Here is a 26,653-nt window from a genome sequence, read left to right on the forward strand (position 1 = left end):
GCCAGTCTCCCGGCAGCTTTCGGATTCTTGCTCTTGTAACAAAAATCTTCCGGCAGGTGGCCGCGAAAACAACCTCGACACGCGTAGCACCGCCCCCTGCTCACTACCCGACCAACAGCGTCGCAGCGCCCCAGGCGACCCCGACGGCTGCGGCGCTCAGTCCGAAGTTCCCGACCGCGTGGACCGCTGCGAGTCGCCGCTCGCCCGACTCCCAGAGACGGACCCCAGCGACTGAAAAGGACGAGAACGTTGTGAACGCACCGCAGGCGCCGGTACCGACCAGCAGCGCGGCGTCGCCGCCGACACCGCCGAACACGACAAGGCCCAGCGCGAAACTACCCACGACGTTGACGGCGAGCGTGCCCCAGGGGAACGGATCGGCGGGCAGCGATTCTCCAAGGAGGTATCGCAGGACGGCGCCGACCGCACCGCCGAGGCCCACGAGAACGACCGGCTCCATTCAGGCCACCACCTCGCCGCGGGGGTTCGCGATCGCCCGAACCGAGGCGCGCGCGGCCAGCACGGCGCCGAAACCGGTGGCGTAGCTCGCGAACAGGTACGCCAGTCCCAGCGGCGGCGCCGCCGTCAGCGCGTCGACGACGAACGTGCTGTAGGTCGTGAAGGACGACAGAAAGCCCGTCCCGAAGACGAACCGGGCGCGCTTCGAAAACGAACCGACCAGTCTGTTCTCGTAGACGATCGCCCCTAGCGCGAAGCTCCCGACGACGTTGACCGCGAGCGTCGAGAGCAGCGAGGACGAGATCGCGAGTTCGACGCCGTAACGCGCGGCGGCCCCAGCGAACCCGCCGACTGCGATCAGAAGTATCGTCTCGCCCCGCCCCGGTGCGTTCGTTCGGGACACGTCTCTACCGGCTCGGACGGACGGGGATCGCAAAAGGCGTTCGCAATCGTCGGCGCGGACCGCGGTAGCGCGGCGGATCGCGATCGTCGGGCGGTTCCGGACTACAGTACGACGCCGCGCTCAGGCCCGCAGGACGACGACGTCGTCGACCTCGACGTCGGCGGCGGGCGCGTTGACGTCCTCGCCGGAGACCAGGTCGGTCGTGTCGACGTCGGCGTCGACGGCGACGGACTCCGCGACGGGGCCGAAGTTCAGCACGACGACCACTCGCTCGCCCTCGGCCTGGCGGGCGTACGCGACGACGCCGCCGTGGCTCGCCTCGACCTCGACGGGCTCGTAGTCGCCCTCGTAGCCCAGCGCGGGGTGGGCGTCGCGCGTCTCGATCAGGCTGCGGTAGTGGTCGCGCAGTTCCTCGTCGGCGGCCTCCCACTCGACTTTCTCGCGGCGGGTCTCCTCGGCGATCTCCTGGCCGGCGTACAGCAGCGGGACGCCGGGCAGCGTGAAGAGCGCGCCCGCGGCGGTGAACGCCTGCTTGCGGCCGCAGTCCTCGGCGTAGCGCGTCTCGTCGTGGTTCTCGATGTACAGCAGGAAGCCGGCGTGGTCGGGGAACCCGGTCTCGGCGCGGTTGTCGATGGCGTCGTGGATCGCCGTCGCGTCCGCCGCCCCGTTGCCGATCTGTCGCAGGTTGTGGTACAGCGTCGTGTCGAAGTGAACGTCGAAGCAGAGTTCGTGGAAGTCGGCGATGTAGGGGATCGTCTCGTCGAGCAGCAGGAACTCCGAGTCGTGGGATTTGACGCGGTCGCGGACCTCCTTCCAGAAGCTCGTGGGAACCGCCCAGGCCATGTCGCAGCGGAACCCGTCGACGACGGGCGCCCACTCGTCGACGGCGTCGAGCAGGTGCCGGCGAACCTCCAGGTTGTCGAAGTTGAAGTTCGCGATGTAGGGCCAGTCGAAGTACGTCGCGGGCACGTCCTCCTCGGGATCGTCCCACTCGTACCAGTCGCGGTACTCGGGATCGCCGTCCTCGGCGCGTTTGAAGTACTCGTGTTCGCGCGCGGAGTGGTTGAGCACGAGGTCGAACAGCACGTTGATGCCGTGGTCGTGGGCCTCGTCGACGAACGCCTCGAACTCCTCGCGCGTCCCCAGATCGTCGGCGATCGAGAAGAAGTCCGTGATGTTGTAGCCGTGGTCGAAGTCGTCGTTCTGCAGCACGGGCGAGAGCCAGATGCAGTCGACGCCCATCTCGGCGAGATACTCCAGCCGGTCGGCGATGGCGTCGAACGTCGCGGCCTCGCCGCCCGTGAACGTCCGGACGTACACCTCGTAGAGGGTCACCTCCTTGCCCCACTCCGGGGGTTCGTTCAGCCGCTCGATCTCGACGTCCTCGCCGACCGCGACGCCGACGGTGTCGGCCACGCTGAACGTCTCGCCGAGCGCGACCACGTGGACGCGGCTGTACTCGCCGAGCGCGTCGAGCGACGCTCGGGCCTCGTGTCCGTCCACCTCGAGTTCGTCGGTGTCGAGGGGGTCGCGGTCGTCGGCGTGGAACTCGACGTCCAGGTTCTCGGACGGAACGTCGCTGCTGGGTGCCGATGCGGGCTCGGCCTCGAACACGATCTCGTCGCCCTCGACGCGGGCGAACAGCTGGACGCGCGGACGGCCGCCGCTGTCGTAGCCGGCCGCCGTCGTCGCCGAACCGCTCGCGTAGCCCGAGCGCAGGCCCGAGCCCGACTGGAACCCCGACCCGGAGCGCAGTCCCGACCCGGAGATGCCCGAACCGGACTTCGTCGGGTCGGGCTCCGGCGGCGCGTATGACGCGGGGAACGCACGGATCGTCAGCTCGTGGGTGCCGTCGGGTGCGTCGAGCTCGACCGTGTACGTGCCGGGCTTGTCCGGCGTGAACTGTTCGACCGGATCGTCGCCGAGTTCGGCGACGCTCCGGTCGGGCGCGTCGGCGAGACGCCACTGGTAGGCGCCGGCGGGGTCGGGGTCGCGCGGCGCCAGATCGACGGTCGATCCGACTGCCTCGAACCGAGGGGGGCCTGGATGGTGCATTGTCACCTAGATGGTGAGTGGGAGGGGTCTTTTATTTCCCGATTCCCGACGCGGTACGTTATCGTCAGGCTCTATCATACTGATTCATCAGGTCTGTCACTGGCCATATACGTCGTACTGTCTATGTTACAACAGATCCGCGCGGGTTCGTTACGACGAAACGGCGCCTTCGTTTAGTTATCAGTTCGAACGAAGTCGTCACAAACCCCTCGCTCTGTGAATAGATGGCAAGTTCCGTGATGGCATAGGCAAGTTTATATGCCGCACACGGCTAAGTCGTGACGAACAATTTCCGCCTTCTTTGCAGGCGGGGGACTGGTCTTCACAGCATGACGATGCGCATCGCGATCAACGAGTACAAGCGGGACCGAAGCGACGACTCTCATCCGGGCGAGCGGCCGTCGACCGACGGCCTGTTCTCCGGCGACGAGGGGCGGCTGGTGTACGTCGACCGATCCGGGGCGGTTCGAGATTACTCCGGGTCGACGCTGGACATGCACGGGATCGACAGCTCCCGGTACGGGATCCGGTCGGGCGACGGCGTGACCTGGTTCGACGAGCTGGAGACGACCCGGCAGGCCTACGAAGGCGAGACGACGATGGTCGTCACCCGCCACCAGGCGGACGGCTACTCGATCCACCAGTACGACTACACGCTGGAGAAGGCCCACCTCACCCACCTGGAGCTGCGCGGCGACGTTCCGGAGCGACCGAGCCTCGTCGCCGCGGTGGCCTTCGCCCCCGACGGCCAGACCGACAGCGTCGGACATCTGCACCACGACGACGTGGTCGAGGTGTTCCACGACGCAGAGCACGACTATCTCACCGCCTCGACCGGCATCGCGCGCGCGGTCAGCCAGCGCCGCGACGGGTTCGACGAGCTGCTGGCCGACGACCCAGACGCGCTCCCGACCGGGCAGGGCGCCACCGACGACCTCTCGGACACCGTTGTCGCCGAAGTCCCCCTCGACGACGAGGGGAGCCTCGCCCAGACGACGCTGGTCTCGCTGGTCGCCGATCACGAGGAGACCTCGCGCTCGGACGCGCTCGCGCACGTCCACGCGTTCGCCGACCACTACCAGACGGATCGGGCGATCCGGAACCGCGCGATGTCGCGCAACCGGTTCGACGTCCCGGACGTTCCCCACCGCCAGACCGTCGTGTCGGACCTGCGGACCCTCTCCCTGCTGACGGCGCCGACGGGCGCCCGCATCAAAGGCCCCGAGTTCGATCCCCACCACGTCTACTCCGGCGGCTACGGCTACAGCTGGTTCCGCGACGACGCCGAGGTCGCCCGGCACCTGCTGACCGTCGACGCGAACTTCGGCATCGACCTCGAGGACCAGCACGCCGCCAGCGCCCGGTTTTACGCCGACGCCCAGCTTTCGGACGGCACCTGGCCCCAGCGCGTCTGGGCGCACAACGGACGACTCGCGCCGGGCTGGGGCAACGCCCGCGTGGCCGGCGGCGACAGCGTGCAGTACCCCGCCGACGGCACCGCGAGCGTGCTCGCGTATCTCGCACGCTACCTGCGCCTGGGCTCGCCGGACACCGATCTGGTCGCCCGGATCACCGGCACCGTCGAGGACGGTCTCGACGCGCTCGACGGGATGATCGCCGACGACGGGTTCCCGAAGCCCTGCCAGGACGTCTGGGAGAGCGACACGGGACGATTCACCCACACTGCGGCCTCGATACTGCTGGCGCTCTCGGCGATCGGCCGGGCGCCGGTCGACGAGACGCTGCAGTCGCGAGCGCAGGAGCTGGCGACCGAGGTGTACGGCGCGATCGGCGAGCGCTGGAGCGACCGCGGCGTCTTCGAGCGCGCGCCCGGCGACGACCGGCTCGACGTCGGGACGCTCGTCCTCGTCTGCGCGCACCGCGCGTACGCGGAGCTCACCGACTCGCTCGACGCCGAGCGCGCCGATCGACTCCGGCGGCACGTCGAGACGACCGTCGAGGGGCTCTCGCGGTACGGGGCGGACGGCGAACTGCTCGGCCTCGTCCGCTACGAGGGCGACGAGTGGCGGCGTCGCGGCCAGGACCAGCCGAAGATCTGGCCGCTCGCGGTCGGCTGGGCGGCGTCGGCCAACGCCGACCTCGCCGGGATGATCGACGAGTACGGCCTCGACGCGGTCGGCGACGGGGCGGATGCGGACGGCGACAGCGCGGCGGACTCGCCGGACGCCGAAGCGTCGCCGGTCGAGGCGGCCTTCGAGCGCGCCCGGATGCTGCTGGACCTGATCCAGCCCGACGGTCGCCTCTCCGGACCGGGCGGCTACCTCTCCGAGCAGGTGTTCGACGACGGCCGGAAGGACAGCGCGACGCCGTTCGCGTGGGCCCACGGCCTGCGCTCGGCCGTCGTCGCGCGACTCCACGAGAACGGCGCGCTGGAGTCCTCGGCCGAACTCACCCAACCCAGCGGACCGGCGGCCCACTCGACGTGGACCACTGGCGAGACCTACGGCGTCGGCACGGCGGCCGACCACTGGGAGTCGAACTCCTCGCGCGTCTGGTTCACGCTGACCGAGGGCGCGATGACCGAGCCGCGGTTCCCGCGGGTCGACCTGATGAACTTTCGGACTGTGGACTTCCTCGTCGTCGACGCCGACGACGAGTCGACCTACACCGCCCGGACGCACAACGAGGAGCGCACCGACGACGCCATCGAGACGATCGAGCGCTCGACGCGGATGGTCGGCTCGGAGTCGCCGGTGTACCGCCAGACGATCACCGAGACCGGCGCCGACGGCCACGAGTGGGAGCTCGTCGTCGAGTACGTCACCGACCCCGACAGCGAGTCGATCGTGATGGACGTCGACTTCGCGGCCGACGACAACAACCAGTACGACGTGTACGTCGTCGGCGACGCCGCGCTCTCGGGGTACATCGAGGACAAAAGCGCCGAGCTGGTCGACGAGGGCGACGGCTACGCGCTGGCGGCCTGGGACACCGGTGCCGCCCACGAGCCCGCGTTCGTCGACCCGAACGGCGAACCGTACCAGGTCGCCGCGGCGATCGCCTCCCAGCGGTCGTTCGACTGGGCGACGGTCGGCGAGGCCACCGACGAACACCTCGCGGCGCTATTTAGCGAGGGCGAGGCCGTCGACGGCGAGCCGAAAGCGGGACCGGGCCACAGCGTGCTCGTCGGCCGCGTCGGCCAGCGCGCGACCTCGATCGCCGACACGATCGCGCTCGGGTTCGCCGAGGACGCCGACACCGAGATGGCGCTGACGGAGGCCCAGCGGGCGCTCTCGCGGGGCTACGTCGGCGTCCGCGACGCCTACGTCGACGGCTGGCGCGAGTATCTCGAGGCGGTCGAACTGCCCGAGTCGGTTCGCGACGACCCCGACCTCGCGAACCAGTACCGCGCGGCGGTGATGGTGCTCAAGGCGGTCGAGGACAAGACGTTCCTCGGCGCCGGCATCGCCAGCCCGTGCGTGCCGTGGGGCGACAACGTCGACGCGACCGAGCCCCGCGACTTCGGCTACAACTTCACCTGGGCGCGGGACCTCTACCAGGTCTTCACCGCCCTGGAGACGATCGGCGACGTCCGCAGCGCCACCGAGGCCACGGAGTACATCTACGAGTACCAGCAGCGGCCCAACGGGTTCGTCTCGCAGAACACGTTCCTCGACGGCCGGATCCGCTGGGGCGGCGAGCAGCTCGACAACGTCGCGTTCCCGTCGGTGATGGCCTACCAGCTCTGGAACCGCCACGGCGTCGCGTTCGACGACGTCGGGTACGAGTACGAGCACGTCCGCCGGTCGGTCGAGTACCTCCTGCGCTCGGGGCCGCGGAGCGGCCAGGAGCGCTGGGAGGAGGAGGCCGGCTACTCGCCGTCGACGATCGCCGCCGAGATCGCCGGCGCGGCCTGCGCGGCGCCGCTGGCGGCCGCCGAGGGCGAGCGGGCCGACGCGCTGGCGTACCTCGGGTTCGCGGACTACTGGCGCACCGGCGTCGACCGCTGGTGTGCGACCCGCGAGGGGACCGAACGCCACGACCGGACGCCGTACTACATCCGGGTGTCCCGGAACGGCGACCCCGACAGCGGCGTCAAGCGCGAACTCGCGAACAACGGGCCGACGCTCGACGAGCGCGACATCATCGACGGCGGGTTCCTCGAGCTCGTCCGGCTCGGGATCCGCGACCCCGACTACGACCTGATCCGCAACTCGCTGGCGGTCGCCGACGACACGATCGAGGTCGACACGCCGAACGGACCGGGCTGGTACCGCTACAACGGCGACGGCTACGGCGAGATGGGCGAGATCGAGCCCGACGAGGGCGGCCCGTGGTCGATCGACCGCAACGGTTCGGGGCGACTCTGGCCGATCTTTACCGGCGAGCGCGGCGAGTACGAGCTCACCGCGGCCGCCGCCGACGCCGAAACCGACGACCACGACGAGATCGGCGACTACGAGCCCGCGGAGCTGCTCAAGACGATGCAGCGGTTCGCCAACAGCGGCCGGATGATCCCCGAGCAGGTCTGGGACCGCGAGTACCCGACCGACTTCGGCTGGGAGATCGGCGAGGGGACCGGCGCTGCGACGCCGCTGGCCTGGAGCATGGCGCAGTTCGTGCGCCTGGCCGACGCGCTGGACGCGGGAAGCCCCGTCGAGACGCCGACGTTCCTCGAGCGTCGCTACCGCGAGATCGACCCCGACGGGCCGCCGCTGTCGGTCGACGACGTGGAGCTCTCCGAGGGCGAGGCGACCGTCGCCGGGACGACGCGCGGCGACGAGGTCGTACTGTGGACGGCCGACGACACCGCGCTCGCGACCGTCGAGGACGACGAGTTCGAGGCGACCGTCGAGGTCCGGCCCGGCACGGAGACGGTCTCCGTGATCGCGGCGTCCGACTCGGAGGATCTCGCCGGCGTGGGCACGACGCTCACGAGCGTCCGGTTCGACTGAGGCGTCGCGCTCGACCGCGACGGGTCGGCCGAAGCGTCTTTTCGAGCCAGTTAGTCACACGCGGGCTGACAGTATAATTTATCTGCCGAATTATTGCAGCATCCTTACAATGGGGGACGACGTACACCCTCTATGAGCAGCTTTTCGCGACAGAGCGGAGTGTACCTGCACCCGACGGCGTTGCCGGGGCGGCACGGCGTCGGATCGTTCGGCGAGCCGGCGAAGCGATTCGTCGACGCGGCGGCCGACGCCGGCCAGTCGCTGTGGCAACTGTGTCCCCTGAGCCCCGTCGCGGAGGTCCACGGCTTCTCGCCGTACCAGGCCTACTCCGCGTTCGCGCTGGAACCGCTCCTGATCGACCTCGACGACCTCGTCGAGCGGGGTCTACTCGACGAGGCCGACATCGCGACCGACCAAACGTTCCCCGACGAGCGCGTGGACTACGAGGCGGTCCGCGAGTTCAAGTACCCGCTACTCCGCGAGGCCTACGAGCGGTTCGACGCCGAGGAGCCCGAGGACGTGGCGTCGGAGTTCGCCGCGTTCGAAGAGCGGGTCGACTGGCTCGACAACTACGCGCTGTTCCGCTCGCTCAAGGACCACTTCGGCGACGTCGCCTGGACCGACTGGCCCGACCCGATCCGCTCGCGCGAGCCCGAGGCCATGGCGGAGTACCGCGAGGAGTTGGCCGACGAGATCCGCTACCGGAAGTTCCGCCAGTTCCTCGCCGTCGACCAGTGGGACGAGCTCCACGAGTACGCCGCCGAACGGGGGATCGATATCGTCGGCGACCTGCCGATCTACGTCGCCCAGGACAGCGCCGACGTCTGGGCGAACCCCGAGCTGTTCGAGCTCGACGAGGCGGGCGAGCCGGCGCTGATCTCGGGCGTCCCCGCCGACGCGAACAACCCCGCCCAGGAGTGGGGGATGCCGGTGTACGACTGGGACGCCGTCGTCGCCGAGGACTACGAGTGGTGGATCGACCGGGTCGCCTGGCAGCTGGAGCTGTCGGATCTGATCCGGATCGACCACTTCCGCGGGTTCGACGAGTACTACGCGATCGGCGCCGACGAGGACCCCTCGCAGGGCCGGTGGTACGAGGGGCCGGGACTGGACTTTTTCCGGCGGCTCGAGGACGAACTCGGCGAGCTGCCCGTGATCGCCGAAGACATCGGGTTCATCAACGAGTCGGTCGAGCAGCTTCGCCGGGACGTCGACGCGCCCGGCATGAAGGTGCTCCAGTACGCCGACTGGTGTTCCGAGGACCACATCTACCTGCCCCACACGTTCGACGAGGCCACCGTCGCGTACCCCGGCACCCACGACACCAACACCGTCCGGGGCTGGTACGAGAACCTCTCGGAGGAGCACCGGGACTGCCTGCACTACTATCTCGGCGCCGACGGCGAGGAGATCAACTGGAAGCTGATCGACGCGGCCTGGCACTCTGATTCGGTGCTCGCGGTCGTTCCGGTCCAGGACCTGTTCGACCTGGGCGAGTGGGCCAGGTTCAATTCGCCGGGGACGGACACGGGCAACTGGGAGTGGCGCTGTACGACCGACCAGCTCGAATCGTTCCCGACCGAGCGACTGCGCGAGCTGACGGCCGACGCCGACCGGCTGGAGTAACCTTCACTCGATCGGGGGATTCGAAGGACGTAACGAAGGGCTGTCACGATATCGACAGTCATCTCGCGGATTCGTATTGGTGCCCCGTGCACCGCCCGATCCGGATCCCAGCGCCGGCCGATCCATTTTGAAACGCGATCCGGTCCGAAACCTTCGACGGGAAGAACCGGTGCTCGCTCGTCGGAGCGACAGACTTAACATATAACAGATAGTATAATGAAGACAGAGCAATGTACGACCTGACCGGATTTCAGCGCGACCTTCTGTACGTGATCGCCGGACTGGACGATCCTCACGGCCTCGCGATCAAGGAGGAACTCGAGGAGTACTACGAGAAGGAGATCCACCACGGGCGGCTGTACCCGAACCTCGACACGCTCGTCGAAAAAGGGCTCGCCGAGAAGGGCCAGCTCGACCGGCGAACCAACTACTACTCGCTGACGGCCCGAGGCCGCCGGGAGATCGAAGCCCGGCGCGACTGGGAAGCCCAGTACGTCGACGAGGCGCTGGAAGCCGCCGAAGCCAACTGACGACTTACTGTTTCGCCGCGCCCGACTTGAGATCGCGCCCAGTCGTGCACTCGACGCAGGCGCTGACGTTCTCTTTGTTGTCGCCGAACACGCGCGCGAAGTCGCGGGTCACGAACGAACCGCAGTTGTTGCAGGTGGGCATACGGGAGTACACAGGGGGTGGGATCCGCTTAGTTACTGACCGGGTACGAACAAACGGTGCTGAACGATCGTCGTACAGCTGTGGTTGTCCAAGCCTATCCCGACCTTTCCGGCGGTAACGCAGGCTTACGGTCAGCATTTCGTGCCCGTTACGGGGACGCCCGGCAACGTTCGCTGCCCCGGCGAACACGTTCGGGCCGAACTGCAAAGGGCGCGCAGGCCAACTGTCGACCGGATGGCGGGAACGCAGGCGATCTCTCGGCGCGTCCGCTGGTTCGTCGCCGCGAGCGTCTGCTTTCTCGTGTCGTGGCAGGTCGCCGCGGTCGCCGGGCTTCCGGCGGGCGTCGGCGTTCGCCTCGGCGTCTACGGCTTCGTCCTCCACGCAGTGTTCGGGCAGGCGTACTCGCTCGTCCCGGCGTACTTCGAGGCTGAACTGGACGGCGCCGCGCCGCTCGCGGCGCAGTTTCCAGCGACCGCGCTCGGTACGCTGTTGCTGGCGGCGGACGCCGTACGACCCGCGGCTGAACTTGCCGGGGTCGGGCTCGCCGCCATCGGAAGCGCGCTGTGGCTCGCCGGCGTCGTCGTCTTCGTCGCGACGCTGCTATGGACGCTCCGCGGAAATCTCTCGGGGCGGCGGACGGGAACAGGTGATCACAATGCCCACCGTCGGGAGCTCGATCGCCTCGCCAACGCGTTCGTCCCGATCGCGCTGGCGTACCTGCTCGTCGGCTCGTACGCGACGGCCGCCGGCGCGACGCCGCTCCCGCCGCTGCTCGACGGCTACCCGCCGCGCGCCGTTCACCTGCTCGCCGCGGGCGCCGGCGCGCTGCTCGTGTTCGCGATCGGCTTCCGGCTGCTCCCGCGCCTGCTCGTCGCGACGCCGCCGCGAGCGCTCGCGTGGCTCGTGCTGCCGACCGGCGCCGCCGGGCCCGCGCTGCTGGCGACCGGCATCGGAACGTCCCGGCTGCTCGTCGGCGCCGCGATCGAGGCGGTCGCGGTCGTCGGCTTCGCGCTGGCCGTCGCCGCGCTGCTCCGCCGGTCCGACCGCGAGCGCGTCGGCCGCTACGGCGTCGGGATCGGCGCCCTGGCGGGGTTTCTCGGCGTCTTGCTGGGGCTTCACTTCGCGACCGCGGGGCCGACCGCGGCGCTGGCGGCGGTCCACGCCCGGCTGAACGTGCTGGGCTTTCTCGGCCTGACGATCGTCGGCGTCTCCTATCACTTCTACCCGCCCGCGGTCGGACGGCTCCCGGGCGTCGGCGACCGGCTCGCAGCGGCGTCGATCGCTGCGATCGCGGTCGGGCTAGCGCTGGAAGTCGCGGGCGCAGTCGCCGCGGTCGAGCTGGCGGTGACGGTCGGCCGGTTCGGAGCGCTCGTCGGAAGCCTGCTCGTGGCCTACGTCCTCGCCGCGGCGTTCAGGGCGAGCGCGAACCGGTGACCGCAGCGTGGCGACCGGGTCGGACGGCGGTCACCGCCGCCAGAACGTCGGCGTCAGCAGCACCAGCACGGAGATGATCTCCAGGCGGCCGATCCACATCAGGAACACCATGTACAGCCTCGCGGCGGCGGAAAACTCACCGTAGCTGTTCATCGGTCCGACGGGACCGAAGCCCGGCCCGATGTTGCCCAGCGTCGCCATCGTGACGCTCATCGCCTCCAGCCCGTTCAGCGATAGTCCCGGCGTCCGCAGCGTGTCGAGGTAGATGAGAACCGTCGAGAACGCAAACAGCAGCAAGAACAGCAGCGTGAAGCCGACCAGTCCGGTGATGGTGTCCTCGTCGATGACCGACCCGGAAACCCGGATCGGCCGAACCGCCTCGGGGTGGACCGTCGTGTACAGCTCTCGGTCGACCATCCGGTAGATCACGTACCAGCGGACGATCTTGATCCCGCCGGCGGCCGATCCGACCGATCCCCCGAGGAACATCGCGAACAGGAGTATGGTCTGGGCCGGCGCGCTCCAGGTGTTGAAGTCCATGCTCGCGTACCCGGTCGTCGTGACGATGGCGACGACCTGGAACAGCGCCTGCCGGAGCGCGGGCTCGACCGCGCCGACGATCGGCGCGACCTCGCTCGGCGTCGAGTCGAGACCGGGGCCGGCGTACAGCAGCGCAGCGATCAGCGCCCCGATCCCGGTCAGCGCCGCGAGGTACGTCCGGAACTCCGAGTCGCCGAGCAGGCGCGAGGGATGCCCGTCGAGCGCGTACCACAGTAGCGCGAAGTTCGTCCCGGCGACGATCATGAACGGGATCATCGCCCACTGGACGACCGGCGCGAACGCCTCGGCGCTCCTGGCTTCCGGTGAGAACCCGCCGGTCGGCATCGTCGTCAGCGCGTGGGCGACGGCGTTGTAGGCGCTCATCTCGGGGGCCGCACCGAAAAGGCCCAGCCCGTAGTACACCAGCGCCGCGAGCAGCGTCAGTCCCGCGTAGATCTTCCACAGCGTCCGCGCCGTCTGTGCGATTCGCGGCTTGAGCCGGTCGATACCGAAGCCTGGCGCCTCCTCCTTCATCAACTGGGCGCCGCCGACCGACAGTTCGGGGAGGATCGCGACCATCAGCACGACGATCCCCATCCCGCCGAGCCACTGCGTTAACTGCCGGTACATCATGATCCCTCGGCCGTGGCGGTCGATCGAAATCTCGCCCAGCACCGTCGCGCCGGTCGTCGTGAACCCGCTCATGCTCTCGAACAGCGCGTCGACCGGTTGGGCGATGGTCCCCTGCCCGGCGACGAGGTAGGGCAGCGTCCCGATCAGAGGAACCGCGAGCCAGGTCGCGCCCACGAGCAAGAACCCCTCGCGGTGGCCGAGCTGAGGGTCGGGTTCGAGGCGTTCGAGTCCCTCGCCGACTGCGAGCGCGACCAAAATCGTCACGACGAACGGGATCGGGCTTTCACCGTACCACACTGCCGCAAGCAGGGGGAACGCGAACGGGACGGAGATGTACTTCAGGACGGTCCCGACGAAGCTGAGCGAGGACCTGTAGTCGACGTGGCTCGGCATTGATCCGTGGGTACCGACGGGGTAGTGAAAAAACGGCGTCATCCAGATCGGATCGGCCCTCGAACGATTAGAGCGTCGACATCGGGACGCCGCGGAAGAACACCGAGTCCACCGGTCTCGAGGCGGTATTGGTCTCGTACCATCGCCTTGGCGTGAGCCCTCGGGGGCGAACGACGGACGGTGTCCAGTCCGTGCTGGAAGCACGGTTGACGTGATCTATACGCAACTTTCGATCGCGTAACCGTGGATATCTAGATTAACAAACGGAGGTGTGAGGTCCACATTTAATACCCGCGGCCTCAACCCACCGACCATGGAATCCGCCGACAGGGGCCTCGATATTGAGCACCCCGACGACGCGGTAGGCGGCGAGGACGGGACGCAGTCGATCCTCTATCCGGTGTTCGAGGACCACGACGCGTACACGTTTGAGATCGCCCGCGATGTCGCCGAGGGCGCCGACGCCGGACTGATCGTCCTCGATCTCGTGGAGGACGAAGAGTCCCTCACGGACGAGGCCCACACCGTCGGCAAGCAGCTCTTGCGGTCAAAGCTCGACGAGCATCACGACGTCAGCGTCAGTTCGCTGATCGAGACGACGTCGGATCCCCCAGAGACCGTCGCGAAAATCGCGCAGGCGTACGACGTGCACCTGATCGTGTTCGATCGCCACACGCCGGACGCGCTCGTCGATTCGCTCCGGGGCGACGTCGCGGAGCGCATCAGCGACCGCGTCCACTGCGACGCGGTGTCCGTCGATCACGCGGGCGACGACCGCCTCTCGTCGATTCTCGTTCCGATCGCCGACGGCCCCCACTCCCCGCTCGCCGTGTCGGTCGCCGGCGCTCTCGGGAAAGGGGCGGACGCCGCCGTCGAACTGTTCCACGTGTCCACGGGTGGCGATACCGACCGAGTCGATGAACTCTTCGAACGCGCGCTCGCTCGGCTACCGGACGACGTCGACGCCGACACGTGGCACCTCGAACGCGCGGACGTCGCGGACGCCATCGTCGAACAGTCCGAGTACTACGACGTGACGGCGATCGGAGAGCCACAGAAGAACCGGCTCAAGCGGTTCGTTCTCGGTTCGGTCACCGACGATATCAGCGATCGCGCGGACAACACGGTTCTCGTCTGTCGGCGAAGCGACGGCCAGAAATTCGATATTTGACCGCGAGTCAGAATCCATGTTCCCGACGATACTGAACCTCGTAGGCGCGCCAGAGCGAGAACGGCATCTTTTCGTACTCCTCATAGAATACTGAATCCAATAATGTACATCGTCATCGTCGGCGCCGGGAGCATCGGCACCCCTCTGATCGAGATCGCGACGACGGGCGGCAACAACGTGGTCGTGATCGAAGAGGACGAACAGAAGGCGGAACGTGCGGCAACGGAGTACGACTGCCTGGTCCTCAACGACGACGCGACGTCAAAGGAGACGCTGCTCGACGCCGAAGCCGACCGAGCGGACGCGCTCATCTCCACGACCGATCAGGACGCGACCAACATCATGGTCAGCCTGCTCGCGAAGGAACTCGACGTCCCCCACATCGTCTCGGTCGTCCACAACCCCGATCACATGAACCTGTTTAGCCGGATTGGCGTGAACACGATGCAGAATCCACAGCGGCTCATCGCGGAATATCTCTACCGTGCGGTCAAACGCCCCACCATCGTCGATTACATGCGCATCGGCGAGGAGGCCGAGGTATTCGAGATCCGCGTCGGCGAGGAGGCGACCGTCGTCGGCAAGACCATCCAAGAAGCCGCCCAGGAGGGGCTACTCGAGGATGACATGCTCATCGTCGCGATCGAGCGGGAGGGAACGGATCACCCGATCACCCCGCGCGGGAACACGGAAATTCACGCCGGCGACCTCGTGACGGTGTACTCCGGGCACGGCGCGACGCCCGAGGTGACGGACATGTTCGGCCACTTCGAGGATCACGACGGCTCGACGGACGAACGTTGATATGGCGCGAAATCGATCGGACGGTATAATTCCGACGGACCTCGCGATCATCGCGAGAGACGTCGGGTCGCTGCTCGCCATGGAGGGCGCGCTGATGACGTTCACGTTCGCCGTCGCGCTCCTGTTTACCGAGTGGTACCCCGCGCTGGCGTTTCTCGTCGCCGGCGGCGTCACCGCCGCGGTCGGCCTCGGCGCTCGACGAGCGTTCGCCGACGCTCCCAATCCGCGGATGAAACACGGGATGGTGATCGCGGCCGCGGGCTGGTTCTGCGTCGCCGTTTTCGGGGCGATCCCGTTCCTCCTGTCGGCGTATCTGACGCCGGCGGAGGCCATGCAGTCGTACGTCCTCTCGGCGCCCAGTCCCGAGGACTACGAGGCGGTCACCGTCTTCGGGATGCAGTCGCGCTCCAGCCTGGTGTACTTCAGGAACCCGCTGCACGCGATGTTCGAGAGCATGAGCGGCTGGACCGGCTCGGGGCTGACGATGGCGGTCCACGAGCCGACGCTCCCCCGCGCGATCCAGTGGTGGCGCTCGCTGATGCAGTGGGTCGGCGGCGTCGGCGTGATCGTCCTCACGACGGCGATCCTCGCCCGCCCTGGCAGCGGGAGCTACGCGCTGTACCGGAGCGAGGCCCGAGAGGAGAAGATCCACCCGAGCATCATCGACACGGTCCAGACGGTCTGGAAGATCTTCGTGCTCTACACTGCACTCGCGGTCGTCGCGATGTTTGTCGCGATCTCACTGTCGGACTACGGTTCCCAGTTACCGACGTGGCAAGCCTTCTGGCAGGCGCTCAACCACGCGATGACGGGGCTATCGACCGGCGGGTTCTCCGTCACGGACAACTCCATCGGCACGTACGACTCGACGCTCATCGAGACCGTCCTACTGCCGATCATGACCCTCGGCGCGATCGCGTTCCCGATCCACTACGGCATCCTCGCGAACCGCGACACCAGCCTCCTTTGGGAGGATCTCCAGACACGGTGGCTGTTCGTGCTGTTCGGCGCCGGCGTCGTCGTCCTCTCGCTCCAGAACGCGGTCGCCGTCACCGAGGTGTTCGACCCGACCGACTACGGGGGATTGCAGGCGGTCGGCCTGTCGGCGGCCCAGACGACGGCTATCCGCGATTCGGTGTTCCAGTGGATCAGCGCCCTCTCCTGTACGGGCTTTCAGTCGTCGTCGATCGGCGGCTGGAGCGACGCCGGAAAGTTCGTGCTCACGCTGCCCATGGTGATCGGCGGCGCCGCCGGGTCGACCGTCGGCGGCATCAAGATCATCCGGGCGTACACGATCGGCCGCGGCATCGTCTGGCAGTTCGCGAGGGTGTTCCTCCCCGAAAGCGCGGTCGTCACGGCGACGATCGACGGCCGCACCCTCTCGCGCAACGAGATGGAACGAGAGTTCAGCGAGGCGGCGATCGTCAGCCTGCTGTGGATCGCACTACTCGTCGCCAGCGCGATCGTCCTGGTGAACGTCGCCGGCCCCGACTTCGGTCTCGCTGATGCCGTCTTCGAGGTCGCCAGCGCGCAGGGCAACGTCGGCCTCTCCTCAGGGATCACCGGCCCCTCAATGAACCCCTTCGCCGAGTCCATGTTCGTGTTCAATATGTGGATCGGCCGCCTGGAGATCATCCCGGTGCTGGTGTTCGGCCGTTCGCTAATCTACGGGCTTCACCCGCAGTAAGCGTCCTGGACCCGACGGCCAGTTCGACGACGCATGAAGCTATCGCGTAGCGTGGCGAACTGTCGCCGGCAACCAGTACAGACATCCCACGCGAGCACACAGTTAGGATCTGCGCACGACCGATGTACAACTCGTCACTTCGAGAGGACTCTGCGCTGGACCGGAATGGTCCACCGGAGCCATGAGGATCCGCGTCGACTGGCGCACCAGCTGTAGCCTCGTCGGGACGGTCCTCAAGTGGCTCTCGGTGCCGCTCCTGCTACCGCTCGCGCTCGCCGCGTACGAAGCCGAGGACGTCGTCCCGTTCCTCCTGACGATCGCCGTCACGGTCGCGGTCGGAACGCTCCTCGAACGGCTCACCGACGAGCGGGACCTCGGCAACCGGGAGGCGTTCCTCATGGTTTCGCTCACGTGGCTCTCGGTCGCGCTCGTCGGCGCGATCCCGTTCGTCGCGGCGGGCGAGGGGGCGCTCGCCCACCCGATCAACGCGCTGTTCGAGAGCATGAGCGGCATCACGACCACGGGCGCGACCGCCGCCGTCGACTTCTCGGTCCACTCGCGGGCGATACTGCTGTGGCGTCAGCTCATCCAGTGGCTCGGCGGGCTGGGCATCCTGATTCTCGCGACCGCGATCCTCTCGCAGCTCGGCGTCGCCGGCGCGCAGCTCATGGAGACCGAATCGCAGACTCGAAACGTCAACCGGCTCACGCCGAAGATCTCGAACACGGCGCAGCTCCTGTGGAGTCTGTACATCGGGCTGACGCTCCTGCTGATCGGGATCCTCTACGGGCTCGGGCTAGTCGGCGCCGCGCCGAACATGACGCCGTTCGACGCCGTCGCCCACGCGTTCACCACCATCTCGACCAGCGGGTTCTCGCCCCGCGGGGAGAGTCTGGGCGCGTTCGCGCCGATCGTCCAGTGGACCGTGACGGTATTCATGGCGATCGGCGCGACGAGTTTCGTCCTGATCTACCTGGTCCTGCAGGGCGACTTCGAGCGCCTCCGCGAGAGCGACGAGTTCCGGTTCTACCTCGGCGTTCTGGCGTTCTTCAGCGTCGGCGTCGTCGCGATCCTCTTCTCGGACGGGACCTACGCGGGCGACGTCGAGCGGACGATCCGCCACGGCGTCTTCCAGGTCGTCTCGATCACGACCACGACGGGCTACGCGAGCACGGACTTCAACGTGTGGTCCTCGCCCGCCAAGCACCTCCTCTTTATCTGCATGTTCATCGGCGGAATGGCCGGGTCCACGACCTGCTCGATCAAGGCGCTGCGCTGGCTGATCGTTCTGAAGGGGTTCCGGCGGGACCTGTTCGTCGCCAGCCACCCCTCGGTCGTCAAGCCGGTTCGCCTGAGCGGCGACGTCGTTGACGAGCAGACGATCCGCGACGTCTACGCCTACACCCTGATCAGCCTCGTCTTTTTCATCGCCACCACCGTCTTCCTGGTGTTCGACAGCTCCCGCGTCGGCTTCCAGCTCACCGAGTTCGAGGCGCTGGGCGCCGCGGCGGCGACGTTCTTCAACATCGGTCCGGGGTTCGGGGTCGCCGGCCCCTACGAGACCTACGAGGTGTTCCCCGAGAGCACGAAGGTCGCGATGATCCTCCTGATGTGGATCGGCCGGATCGAGATCATCCCGGTGCTGGTGCTGCTGACGCCGTCGTACTGGCGGTCGTAGCGGCTGTGGAAAGGAGATAGAAGTGCAACTATAGCGTTTGAAATCTAGAAGTGCGCCGGCCGGGACCGAGCGAACGCGAAGCGTTCGCGAGAGTCGGAACGGCTTCGCCGTTCCGGGAGTTCACCGCGCGGAGCGAGGTGACCGTCGGTCGGCAAACGACCGCAGGGAGTGGGCCGACCGGGATTTGAACTCGATGGCGAGACTCGCTGGCGCTCGTCTCGCGTAGTTCAAATCCCGCCGTCCCGCAGATGTCTCTCACGTCCGTTCGAGACAATCATGCGCCGGCCGGGATTTGAACCCGGGCCATGAGCTTGGAAGGCTCAGGTCCTACCACTAGACCACCGGCGCTGTGGCGCGTGCTGTGGCGTGTACTGAAACCGAGCGATCGAACGATCGCCCGGGGGATCGCGCGACCGCGATCCGCCGGTGGGCCATTTAGCCCACACCAGCGTGCGTCCTGTCTTTTACCGCCGCCGGTTAAGGGTGTTTCCCTTTTCCGACGACCGCGTAGCAGTTGCCGCTGGAGAGGAATGCGTCCTCGACCGCGAGATCGCTCGCCGAGAGGTCGGCGCGGAACTCGTCGGGATCGTACACGTGGTAGAACCGCGGAACCGTCTCGCCGCCCGGCAGCGTCCAGTCGACCGTCGTGTCGAACCCCTCCGAGCGGTCGAAGCGGTCGTGGGCCGTGCTCCACGCCGAGACGAGGGCGCGGCCCTCCGGCGCGAGGGCGCGGGCGAGCTCGTCCAGGCTTCGGCGTCGCGCCGCGCGGTCCGGGAGGTGGTGGAGCGTGGCGACGTACACCGCGACGTCGACGACGCCGTCGGCGATCGGCAGCCGCCCGGCGTCGCCCTGCACGAGATCGACGCCGAAGTCGCGCTCGCCGCGGCGCTCCCGGGCGGTTTCGAGCAGCCCGCGGCTGACGTCGACGCCGACGACCCGGTCGACGTACTCGGCCATCGGCTCGGCGTGGCGGGCGTTGCCGCAGCCGAGATCGAGGCCGAGCGCGCCGTCGACGCCGTCGAGGAACTCCTCGACCTCCGGCCAGGGGTACTCCCGGGTCGACGCGAAGTGCTCGGCGATGTCGTCGTACGTCTCGCGAACGCGATCGGGCGCCCGGTCCATGCCGGTCCGGAGTACCGCAGCGACCAAAGTCGCGGCGATCCGGCGGCGACTCTCCGACGCCGCCGGACGCCGAACGCCCAGCGCGCTCAGATGAACAGGAAGGTGAGATACGCGACCGAGAGCAGGACGGCGGCGTGCTTGGCGCCGTCGGCCAGCCGGCCGCCGCTCATCTGCCCGGCGATCAGCCCCGAGAACAGCGCCTGCAGCGAGGTCGTGTGGAAGAAGATCACCGTGTACGCCGACTGGTTGATCGACCCGAGATCCTGCAGGACCTGCGTGATGGCGAACTGGCCGGCCGCGCCGCTGGCCTCGGGCAGCACGCTCTCGTCGGGGAGGTTCGGAATGAGGACGGTGTCGAGCGCGCCGACGATCAACAGGAACACCCCGAACGCGACGTAGACGACCACGACGTACGTTAGCATCTCGTCCTTGCGTGCGCGCTTGAGTCGGCGGTCGGACTTGGCTTGCGAGGCGGCGATCCGCAGCACGCGGGCGAGATCGCCGCTGGCGTTGATCGCGTTCGTGATCAGGGTGACGACCCGCGAGATCGTCCGCGTCCGGACGCGGTGCTCGAACCGCCGCAGCGCCAGCTCGACGTCGGCGCCCCACCGGATGTCCGCCCAGACGCGGTCGAGTTCCGGGTTGAGCGCGCCGAGGTCGCTCTTGCGAACCCGGTCGATGCTCTCGACGACGGTCATGCCGGCCTCGTTGACGCTCGCGAGGCGATCGAGGAAGTCCGGCACCGCCGCCTCGATCGTCTCGATCCGGCGCCGGTGGACCTCGTAGGCGATCGCGAACGTCCCGACGACGAACAGCGTCGCCTGGAGCAGGAAGTCGTCGACGATCAGCCGCAGCGGGACGCCCAGCCGGACGGCCACCGCGAATCGCAGGGCGGTCAGGACGCCGACGACCGGGATCGTCGCCCACAGCAGCGTTTTCGGGCGTTCGACGATCGTCTGGATCGGAGTTCCGAACGTCTCCCGTAGCCACTTGTACTGGCGGTAGAGCCGAAGGCGTTCGAGGTTCTTCGATTGGCGGTCTGACGCCGACGCCGCAGGGACGCCGCTATCGGGACGGGACGTTCCGCCGTCGGAGCGGGTCAGCCCGCCGTCGGAGCGAGTTTCCGCGTCCTCGGCGCGACGCACGCCCGACAGCCGGATCGAGGGGTCGAACGTGGGTTCGAACTGCCCGCCGCCGCTCGACTCGCCCATCGCCGAGCCGAGATAGATGATGAAGGCGACGTTCGCGACCGGCAACAGGACGTAGACCGTGACTCGCAGCAGCGTCAGCGTGTCGGTCATCGAGATGCCGATCACGACGAGGATCGTGATCAGAAAGAGCGGCAGCACCACCAGCAGCGTGACGTACACCTCAGCGAGCGTCGCGAGCTCGTTGAGCAGGCGGTCCTGCTGATCTTCGGCGTCCTGCCGGAACTCGGCGTGTTGCTGTTCGAGGAAATCGGCGAGGCTCTGGCCGCTCTGGAGAACGCTCGAGAGGTTCTCGGCGAACTCCTTGAACTTCGGGCTCGGCGTCCGGCGGGCCATCGTCCGGATCGCGGTGACCATGTCCTTGCCGAACATATCCATATTTCTGACGGCCACGCCGACTTCCGCCGCCGGCTCGCCGTACACGTGCTCGTGGTCGGCGAGGATCCGTAGCACCGTCGGGAACTCCATCCCGCTCCGGGAGAGCGCGTACATGAACGAGACCGTCTCGGGGAGGTTCGCCTCGATGTTCCGCCGGCGCCGCCCGGCGAGGTAGGAGGGGTACCACCACCGGAGGTAGTACGTGGCGACCGCGACGGCGACGGCCATCGCGATCGCCGACCCAACCTGGATCGCAAGCAACGTCGTCCCGGTCGGCTGTGGCTGCCCGAACGCGCCGGCGACGAACTCGACGGTGCTGGGAAGGGTCGCACTGACGGTCTCCTGTGGCGTTTCGAGCAGCAGGACGGCGCCCCACTGGAGGTACAGGCCGGCCGCGGCGCCGACGACCGCCCCGGCGGCGGCGTACAGCAGCGTCCGCGCGGCGTAGATGCGATAGGTCGTCGGAACGTGCGCGGTTCGAAGCCGTCGTTTTCGCCGCTGACGATTCCGCCCGACCCGGTGGACGAAGTCGCCGAACGCGAGCAGGGAAAGCCGAGAGAGCACTCGCTCGACGCGCGTGCTCAGCGGCGCGAGCGCGACCGGCACGAGGACGACGAGCGCGATCGCCAGCGGGACGAGGTCGTACGGCGCCATCTACTCGACCGTCGGTACGGGCGCCGCGTCTTCCTCGTCGATCCGGTCCATCACGGTCGCGGCGTCGGCGTAGTACTCGTTGACCAGCGCCGTGAACCGGCGGTAGTCGGTGACGTCGTTGTCCCGGAGGTACTGCAGGAAGCGGCGGCGATCGCGCAGTTCCGACAGGAGTTCGGCCTGCGTCCAGCCGCGATCCTCCCGGATCTCCTCCAAGACGACGCTGCTGCCGTTGTCGGTGAACGAGTCGTCGTCGCCGTTCCAGGAGTACGTCGTCGAGTAGTCGAGTTCGCCGGTGCGCTGGTCGATCCCCTCGATCTCGGCGACCGTCTTGTTCCGGCGGACGCGCTCGTCGTCGAAGCGGGTCAGCGTCTGGACGCAGAGCACGTCCAGCGACTGGACCATCGCGCGGGGGACGTTGATCGGCTCGTTTTCCAGCCGGTTGATCACCGTCTGGACCGAGTCGGCGTGCATCGTCGAGTAGGTGGTGTGGCCGGTGTTCATCGCCTGGAACAGCGTGATCGCCTCCTCGCCCCGGACCTCGCCGACCACGATGTACTCGGGACGGTGGCGCAGCGCCGACCGCAGCAGGTCGTACATCGTGATGTCGTTGCCCTCGTGGAGCCGCTCGCGCGTGACCGAAGAGAGCCAGTTGCCGTGGTACAGCGTCAGCTCGCGGGTGTCCTCGATCGAGAGCACCTTCGAGCGCGGCGGGATGAACATCGAGATGGCGTTCATCGACGTCGTCTTCCCCGAGGCCGTCCCGCCGGCGAAGATCAGCGACTTGTTGTGCTCGATCGCCAGCCAGAGGTAGGCCATCTGGTCGACGCTGAACGTGCCGTACTCGATCAGGTCGATCGGGGTGAACGGTTCGTCGGAGTACTTCCGGATCGTAAAGGCCGAGCCGCGCGGCGTGACCTCCTCGCCGAGCGCGAGTTCGGCGCGGCTCCCGTCGGGCAGCGTGCTCTCGACCATCGGCTCGCCGACGCTGATGTGGCGACCCGACTGCTGGGCCAGCCGCACGACGAAGTTGTCCAGCGCCTCCTGCTCGAAGGAGACGTTCGTCTTCACGTCGGTGTACTCGTCGTGGTAGACGAAGATCGGCAGGTCGTAGCCGTCGCAGGAGATGTCCTCGACGTGCGGGTCGTTGATGATCGGATCGATCTTCCCGAAGCCGCGGAACGCCCGGTAGAGGTAGTAGAAGAGGCGGTGGAACGTCGCGACGTCGATCTCGGCCCCGTAGCGTTCGAGGTGCTCGCGCAGCTCGTCGCGCAGCACGGCCTCGACGTCCTCGTCGGCGACGTCCGGCCGGTAGACGAGCGGGTCGCGGATGTCCTCGAACAGCAGCTCCAGCAGCTCGTACTCGTCGGCCGCGAGTTCGGGCTCGACGACGTAGTAGAGGTGCTCGTTTTCCTCGTGGTCGTAGTTGATCGAGACGAACGCGAACGGCGCGTTCACCCAGTACCGCTCGATCTCTTCGTACCCCTCCAGCCCGTCGAACGAGACGATCTCGCCGTGGCGGCCCGGCGCGTACAGCTCCCCGGGGACGGTCGATCCCTCGAGCAGCTCGATCGCGCGTCGGAGGCGACGCTTGAGTCGATCGATCCGCGTTTCGGGCGCTTCGTCGTCGCTAGTCGGCCCGTCGGCGCCCAGCTGGATTCCCCGCGGTTCGGTCGTGTCTGTGTCCGTCATGGATAGGTGCGCACCGACCGTAGGGACGCCTTACCGTCGGTACGCTGATGTAACCGTGGTAACGGAGGCAGGACCCTTAAATTGGGCGGCCGGAGCGAAGTGTGGCGACCGGGACGAGGCGAAGCGGGACGAGGCAAAGCGGGGCAGGGCGACAGGAGCGAGACGAGGCGGCCGACTCAGACGAGATCGGCGCGGAGCAACACGCCGGCCAGCAGCCCCAGCACCGCGAGGCCGATCGGGATCGGGACGCCGCCGCCGAAGTCGCCGCTGGTTGCGATGGCGACCGTCGCGGCGGTCAGCAGCGCGGTCGCGACGGCGAGCAGGCCGCCCATCACGCGCACCGGGTGGGCGGGCGAGCGCCTCTCGACGGCGTCCTCGGCCGCGTACATCGCGAACGACAGCATAACCGCCAGTGCCACGACCGCGGCGCCGGCGATCCAGACGTAGTACAGCGTCTCCGAGACGCCCGAGACCAGATCGAGCGCCGCGATCGGATGGCGGAACAGCTGCTGCTGGTCCCGGGGGATCCCGAAGATGTATCGGACCTGCAGGAAGGGAAATCGAAGGAACAGTGCCGACAGCTCGGTGCCCGGAATCGAGGTGTAGGTCACGTTCCAGGGCAACACGGCCGCAAGCCAGGCCGACACGACCGCCAGCTCGCCGGCGTACTCGGAGCGAACCCAGGCCATTATACCAGACGAGCGCGGACCCCGGCGGCTAAAAGATTCCGTCTCGGCGTCGCGCCGGGCCGGCCGAACGCGACGCTTTCAGGCGTTACGTTCATTGCCCGTGAGCCCCAACCTGATTCACACAGGGAATGAGGCGCGATTACTTCACGCTGGAGGTCAGCAACGTCGACTGGGTCGAAGACGACGGCGAGCCCGCGAAGCCGACGGTACGGATCGACTTCGAGGGCCCCGCCTCGACGCTCCGCGAGCGCCTCACAGGAACGGACGACGAACTGCTCGACGCCGACCAGACCGACGTGGCCTACCGGCTCCAGACGTCGCTCGACGACGACGCGACCGGCGTCGTCAGCGTCACCAACCGGATCACCGGCGACTTCGTGCTCGAACTCAACGAGGACGCCGACGACGTGCTCAAGTTCATCCGGGCGGCCCGCCGCTACGGCGAACACGACCCCGACTCCGACGGCCGCTACGGCGTCCGGATCCACATTGAGGGCGACGAGCTCGTCACCTACGATAAGCGCACCTTCCTCGTGTACAACGAGGAGGGGAACCTGCTGCGGAACCACAGCCTCATTCCGAGCGGCGTCGAGCTGTAACGCCGCCCGATCCAATCGATTTCTTCTCTCACCAGTTCGTTTTTGATCGTGGGCTGTGCGGATGGTATCATGGGCATTTCTCGATCGAGTGAAGATCACACCGGAACCGCCCTCGTTTCGGTACTTCTGTCGACCCTGGTGTTACTCACGAATGAGATACTGTACCGATTGAGCCTCCTCGCCGACGCCGACCCCGGTATCATCAACGAGATCGCAGCCGTCATCGGCTGGGTAGCGCTCGTCGCATCCGCGGCGTATCTGCTCGTCGGCCTCCGGACGTACCTTCCCATCCGTGATTTCACGGACGGGCAGTAGTTCACGCCCGGTGTCGTCTAGTTTTTCAGCCCATCTCGTGTCCGTTCGGGTGCATTTACGGTGGTCCGGCCCGGTCGTTTCAGTATGAACCTGTTCGGAACGGCCGGGATTCGGGGCCCGGTCAGCGAGCGAGTGACGCCGGAGCTGGCGCTGTCGGTCGGGCGGGCGGTCGCCACGCACGCGCGAGACGCCGACGCGAACGCGACCGCCCGGAGCGACGCCGACGCCGCTACGGCGTCACGCCCGACGGTCGTCCTCGGCCAGGACGGCCGCGAAACCAGCGACGGGATCGCCGCCGCCGTCGAGGCGGGCCTGGAGAGCGCGGGCGCCGACTGCCGCCGCGTCGGCGTCGTGCCGACGCCCGCGCTGGCGTACGCCTCGCGCGGACGCCGCGGCGTGATGATCACCGCGAGCCACAACCCGCCGACCGACAACGGCATCAAGCTGTTCGACGACGGCGTCGAGTACGACCGAGCGGCCGAACGGCAGATCGAGTCGCTGGTCGCCGACCACCAGCACTCGGCGCCGTGGGACGAGTGGGGCTCGACCGGCTCGACCGACGTGATCGGCGTCTACTGCGACGACGTCGTCGAGTACGCCCGCAAGTTCTTCGGAGCGTCGACGCCGCTCGACGGCCTGTCGATCATCGTCGACTGCGGCAACGGGATGGCGAGCCTGGGCACGCCCCAGGTGCTCCGGGAGCTGGGCGCCCGCGTCGTCACCCTCAACGCGAACGTCGACGGCCACTTCCCCGGCCGCGAGAGCAAGCCGACCCGCGAGTCGCTGGGGGACTTCCTAGCCTTCCTCGCTGACGGCGAGTTCGACTTCGGCGTCGCCCACGACGGGGACGCCGACCGGATCGTGGTCGCAGACGGCGACGGCGAGGTCGTCGACGAGAACACCGTGCTGGCCGTACTTGCGGCGCGGTACGTCCGGGAGTCCGACGCCGCCGACCCCGTCGTCGTGACGACGCCCGACACCTCGGCGCGGATCGACGAGCTCGTTCGAGAGTCCGGCGGCCGCACCGAGCGCGTCCGCCTCGGCGCGCTCCACGAGGGGATGGCCCGGGAGCGAACGGCGGGCGGCCGGGGCACCGAGATCGCCTTCGCCGCGGAACCCTGGAAGCACATCCACCCCAACTTCGGCGGGTGGATCGACGGCATCGTCAGCGCGGCGGTGTTCTCGGGGCTGGTCGCCGAAGCGGGCGACGTCGAGGGCGTTCGAGCGCCCGTCACCGAGCGACCGTACCGGCAGGTCAACGTCGAGTGCCCCGACGACGCCAAGGACGCCGCGATGCGGCGCCTGGAAACGGAGCTTCCGGAGCTGTTTCCCGAGGGCGACGTCTCGACGGAGTACGGCGTCCGGATCGAGCTGCCCGACGCGGCGTGGGTGCTCGTCCGGCCGAGCGGCACCGAGCCGTACGTCCGGGTGTACGCCGAAAGCGAGGATATCGACGCGCTGGTCGACGAGACCGTCGACGCCGTTGGGTCGGCCGTCGCGGAGAGTCAGTAACTGCCGCCGCTCCTTC

At 67.9% G+C, this 26,653-nt stretch carries 20 protein-coding genes and 1 tRNA gene; 11 read left to right on the forward strand and 10 right to left on the reverse strand.

Annotation, left to right across the window (positions count from 1 at the left end):
• Positions 1–103 precede the first annotated feature (103 nt).
• From ABDZ81_RS13590 to malA, 3 genes are all read right to left on the reverse strand, one after another.
• Positions 104–460, reverse strand: coding sequence for a fluoride efflux transporter FluC (locus tag ABDZ81_RS13590; RefSeq protein WP_343774546.1), 357 nt, complete (start codon positions 458–460; stop codon positions 104–106).
• The gene (locus ABDZ81_RS13595) at positions 461–862 is read right to left on the reverse strand and encodes a CrcB family protein (RefSeq protein ID WP_343774547.1); all 402 of its coding nucleotides are present in this window, start codon (positions 860–862) and stop codon (positions 461–463) included.
• A gap of 120 nt (positions 863–982) precedes the next feature.
• Positions 983–2,917: an alpha-amylase MalA gene (gene malA / locus ABDZ81_RS13600; protein WP_343774548.1), complete on the reverse strand. Its 1,935-nt coding sequence runs from the start codon at positions 2,915–2,917 to the stop codon at positions 983–985.
• Between the two features lie 329 nt (positions 2,918–3,246).
• Here malA and ABDZ81_RS13605 point away from each other — a divergent pair, with 329 nt between their 5' ends.
• The 3 genes from ABDZ81_RS13605 (at position 3,247) to ABDZ81_RS13615 (ending at position 9,989) form a co-directional block, all read left to right on the forward strand.
• On the forward strand, positions 3,247–7,833 hold the full coding sequence (locus ABDZ81_RS13605; protein ID WP_343774549.1) for a DUF7997 domain-containing protein: 4,587 nt from the start codon (positions 3,247–3,249) through the stop codon (positions 7,831–7,833).
• Positions 7,834–7,965: 132 nt separating this feature from the next.
• Positions 7,966–9,459 carry a 4-alpha-glucanotransferase gene (gene malQ, locus ABDZ81_RS13610; protein WP_343774550.1) on the forward strand — a complete coding sequence of 498 codons (1,494 nt, stop codon included), beginning with the start codon at positions 7,966–7,968 and terminating at the stop codon, positions 9,457–9,459.
• Between the two features lie 230 nt (positions 9,460–9,689).
• The gene (locus ABDZ81_RS13615) at positions 9,690–9,989 is read left to right on the forward strand and encodes a PadR family transcriptional regulator (protein ID WP_343774551.1); all 300 of its coding nucleotides are present in this window, start codon (positions 9,690–9,692) and stop codon (positions 9,987–9,989) included.
• 4 nt (positions 9,990–9,993) lie between these two features.
• On the opposite strand, the gene ABDZ81_RS13620 is transcribed toward ABDZ81_RS13615, so the two are convergent.
• Complete coding sequence (locus ABDZ81_RS13620) at positions 9,994–10,131, reverse strand: DUF7563 family protein (protein ID WP_343774552.1); 138 nt, start codon at positions 10,129–10,131, stop codon at positions 9,994–9,996.
• A gap of 234 nt (positions 10,132–10,365) precedes the next feature.
• Between ABDZ81_RS13620 and ABDZ81_RS13625 the strand changes: the two genes are divergently transcribed.
• On the forward strand, positions 10,366–11,565 hold the full coding sequence (locus ABDZ81_RS13625) for a hypothetical protein (RefSeq protein WP_343774553.1): 1,200 nt from the start codon (positions 10,366–10,368) through the stop codon (positions 11,563–11,565).
• A gap of 30 nt (positions 11,566–11,595) precedes the next feature.
• Here the strand turns inward: ABDZ81_RS13625 and ABDZ81_RS13630 are convergent, their stop codons facing one another.
• Positions 11,596–13,131, reverse strand: coding sequence for a TrkH family potassium uptake protein (locus ABDZ81_RS13630; RefSeq protein WP_343774554.1), 1,536 nt, complete (start codon positions 13,129–13,131; stop codon positions 11,596–11,598).
• A gap of 313 nt (positions 13,132–13,444) precedes the next feature.
• On the opposite strand from ABDZ81_RS13630, the gene ABDZ81_RS13635 reads away from it, so the two are divergent.
• The 4 genes from ABDZ81_RS13635 to ABDZ81_RS13650 all read left to right on the forward strand — a co-directional run bounded on the left by ABDZ81_RS13635 (position 13,445) and on the right by ABDZ81_RS13650 (position 18,471).
• Positions 13,445–14,302 (forward strand): universal stress protein, encoded by an 858-nt coding sequence (locus ABDZ81_RS13635; protein WP_343774555.1) that lies wholly within the window; start codon positions 13,445–13,447, stop codon positions 14,300–14,302.
• Positions 14,303–14,404: 102 nt separating this feature from the next.
• Positions 14,405–15,106, forward strand: a complete 702-nt coding sequence (locus ABDZ81_RS13640; RefSeq protein WP_343774556.1) for a potassium channel family protein — start codon at positions 14,405–14,407, stop codon at positions 15,104–15,106.
• Between the two features lies 1 nt (position 15,107).
• On the forward strand, positions 15,108–16,793 hold the full coding sequence (locus tag ABDZ81_RS13645) for a TrkH family potassium uptake protein (RefSeq protein ID WP_343774557.1): 1,686 nt from the start codon (positions 15,108–15,110) through the stop codon (positions 16,791–16,793).
• A gap of 181 nt (positions 16,794–16,974) precedes the next feature.
• Complete coding sequence (locus ABDZ81_RS13650; RefSeq protein WP_343774558.1) at positions 16,975–18,471, forward strand: TrkH family potassium uptake protein; 1,497 nt, start codon at positions 16,975–16,977, stop codon at positions 18,469–18,471.
• A gap of 277 nt (positions 18,472–18,748) precedes the next feature.
• On the opposite strand, the gene ABDZ81_RS13655 is transcribed toward ABDZ81_RS13650, so the two are convergent.
• From ABDZ81_RS13655 to ABDZ81_RS13675, 5 genes are all read right to left on the reverse strand, one after another.
• A tRNA-Gly gene (locus ABDZ81_RS13655) sits at positions 18,749–18,819 on the reverse strand.
• A gap of 129 nt (positions 18,820–18,948) precedes the next feature.
• Positions 18,949–19,593, reverse strand: a complete 645-nt coding sequence (locus ABDZ81_RS13660) for a class I SAM-dependent methyltransferase (protein ID WP_343774559.1) — start codon at positions 19,591–19,593, stop codon at positions 18,949–18,951.
• A gap of 86 nt (positions 19,594–19,679) precedes the next feature.
• Positions 19,680–21,833: a type II secretion system F family protein gene (locus ABDZ81_RS13665; RefSeq protein WP_343774560.1), complete on the reverse strand. Its 2,154-nt coding sequence runs from the start codon at positions 21,831–21,833 to the stop codon at positions 19,680–19,682.
• The gene (locus tag ABDZ81_RS13670; RefSeq protein ID WP_343774561.1) at positions 21,834–23,522 is read right to left on the reverse strand and encodes a type II/IV secretion system ATPase subunit; all 1,689 of its coding nucleotides are present in this window, start codon (positions 23,520–23,522) and stop codon (positions 21,834–21,836) included. It lies immediately after the preceding gene.
• Positions 23,523–23,698: 176 nt separating this feature from the next.
• Positions 23,699–24,211, reverse strand: a complete 513-nt coding sequence (locus ABDZ81_RS13675) for a DUF7549 family protein (protein ID WP_343774562.1) — start codon at positions 24,209–24,211, stop codon at positions 23,699–23,701.
• Between the two features lie 128 nt (positions 24,212–24,339).
• Here ABDZ81_RS13675 and ABDZ81_RS13680 point away from each other — a divergent pair, with 128 nt between their 5' ends.
• The 3 genes from ABDZ81_RS13680 (at position 24,340) to ABDZ81_RS13690 (ending at position 26,637) form a co-directional block, all read left to right on the forward strand.
• Positions 24,340–24,810: a DUF5793 family protein gene (locus tag ABDZ81_RS13680; protein ID WP_343774563.1), complete on the forward strand. Its 471-nt coding sequence runs from the start codon at positions 24,340–24,342 to the stop codon at positions 24,808–24,810.
• A gap of 138 nt (positions 24,811–24,948) precedes the next feature.
• A complete protein-coding gene (locus tag ABDZ81_RS13685) occupies positions 24,949–25,125 on the forward strand; it encodes a hypothetical protein (protein WP_343774564.1) in 177 nt (58 codons plus the stop codon).
• Between the two features lie 84 nt (positions 25,126–25,209).
• Positions 25,210–26,637 (forward strand): phosphohexomutase domain-containing protein, encoded by a 1,428-nt coding sequence (locus ABDZ81_RS13690; RefSeq protein ID WP_343774565.1) that lies wholly within the window; start codon positions 25,210–25,212, stop codon positions 26,635–26,637.
• The last annotated feature ends 16 nt before the right edge of the window (positions 26,638–26,653 follow it).

Source organism: Natronoarchaeum mannanilyticum (assembly GCF_039522665.1).
GTDB lineage: Archaea > Halobacteriota > Halobacteria > Halobacteriales > Natronoarchaeaceae > Natronoarchaeum > Natronoarchaeum mannanilyticum.

Coding starts and splice junctions, on each gene's coding strand:
- ABDZ81_RS13590 (WP_343774546.1), bottom strand. CDS start 460: ATGGAGCCGGTCGTTCTCGTGGGCCTCGGCGGTGCGGTCGGCGCCGTC.
- malA (WP_343774548.1), bottom strand. CDS start 2,917: ATGCACCATCCAGGCCCCCCTCGGTTCGAGGCAGTCGGATCGACCGTC.
- ABDZ81_RS13605 (WP_343774549.1), top strand. CDS start 3,247: ATGACGATGCGCATCGCGATCAACGAGTACAAGCGGGACCGAAGCGAC.
- malQ (WP_343774550.1), top strand. CDS start 7,966: ATGAGCAGCTTTTCGCGACAGAGCGGAGTGTACCTGCACCCGACGGCG.
- ABDZ81_RS13615 (WP_343774551.1), top strand. CDS start 9,690: ATGTACGACCTGACCGGATTTCAGCGCGACCTTCTGTACGTGATCGCC.
- ABDZ81_RS13620 (WP_343774552.1), bottom strand. CDS start 10,131: ATGCCCACCTGCAACAACTGCGGTTCGTTCGTGACCCGCGACTTCGCG.
- ABDZ81_RS13625 (WP_343774553.1), top strand. CDS start 10,366: ATGGCGGGAACGCAGGCGATCTCTCGGCGCGTCCGCTGGTTCGTCGCC.
- ABDZ81_RS13630 (WP_343774554.1), bottom strand. CDS start 13,131: ATGCCGAGCCACGTCGACTACAGGTCCTCGCTCAGCTTCGTCGGGACC.
- ABDZ81_RS13635 (WP_343774555.1), top strand. CDS start 13,445: ATGGAATCCGCCGACAGGGGCCTCGATATTGAGCACCCCGACGACGCG.
- ABDZ81_RS13640 (WP_343774556.1), top strand. CDS start 14,405: ATGTACATCGTCATCGTCGGCGCCGGGAGCATCGGCACCCCTCTGATC.
- ABDZ81_RS13645 (WP_343774557.1), top strand. CDS start 15,108: ATGGCGCGAAATCGATCGGACGGTATAATTCCGACGGACCTCGCGATC.
- ABDZ81_RS13650 (WP_343774558.1), top strand. CDS start 16,975: ATGAGGATCCGCGTCGACTGGCGCACCAGCTGTAGCCTCGTCGGGACG.
- ABDZ81_RS13660 (WP_343774559.1), bottom strand. CDS start 19,593: ATGGACCGGGCGCCCGATCGCGTTCGCGAGACGTACGACGACATCGCC.
- ABDZ81_RS13665 (WP_343774560.1), bottom strand. CDS start 21,833: ATGGCGCCGTACGACCTCGTCCCGCTGGCGATCGCGCTCGTCGTCCTC.
- ABDZ81_RS13670 (WP_343774561.1), bottom strand. CDS start 23,522: ATGACGGACACAGACACGACCGAACCGCGGGGAATCCAGCTGGGCGCC.
- ABDZ81_RS13675 (WP_343774562.1), bottom strand. CDS start 24,211: ATGGCCTGGGTTCGCTCCGAGTACGCCGGCGAGCTGGCGGTCGTGTCG.
- ABDZ81_RS13680 (WP_343774563.1), top strand. CDS start 24,340: ATGAGGCGCGATTACTTCACGCTGGAGGTCAGCAACGTCGACTGGGTC.
- ABDZ81_RS13690 (WP_343774565.1), top strand. CDS start 25,210: ATGAACCTGTTCGGAACGGCCGGGATTCGGGGCCCGGTCAGCGAGCGA.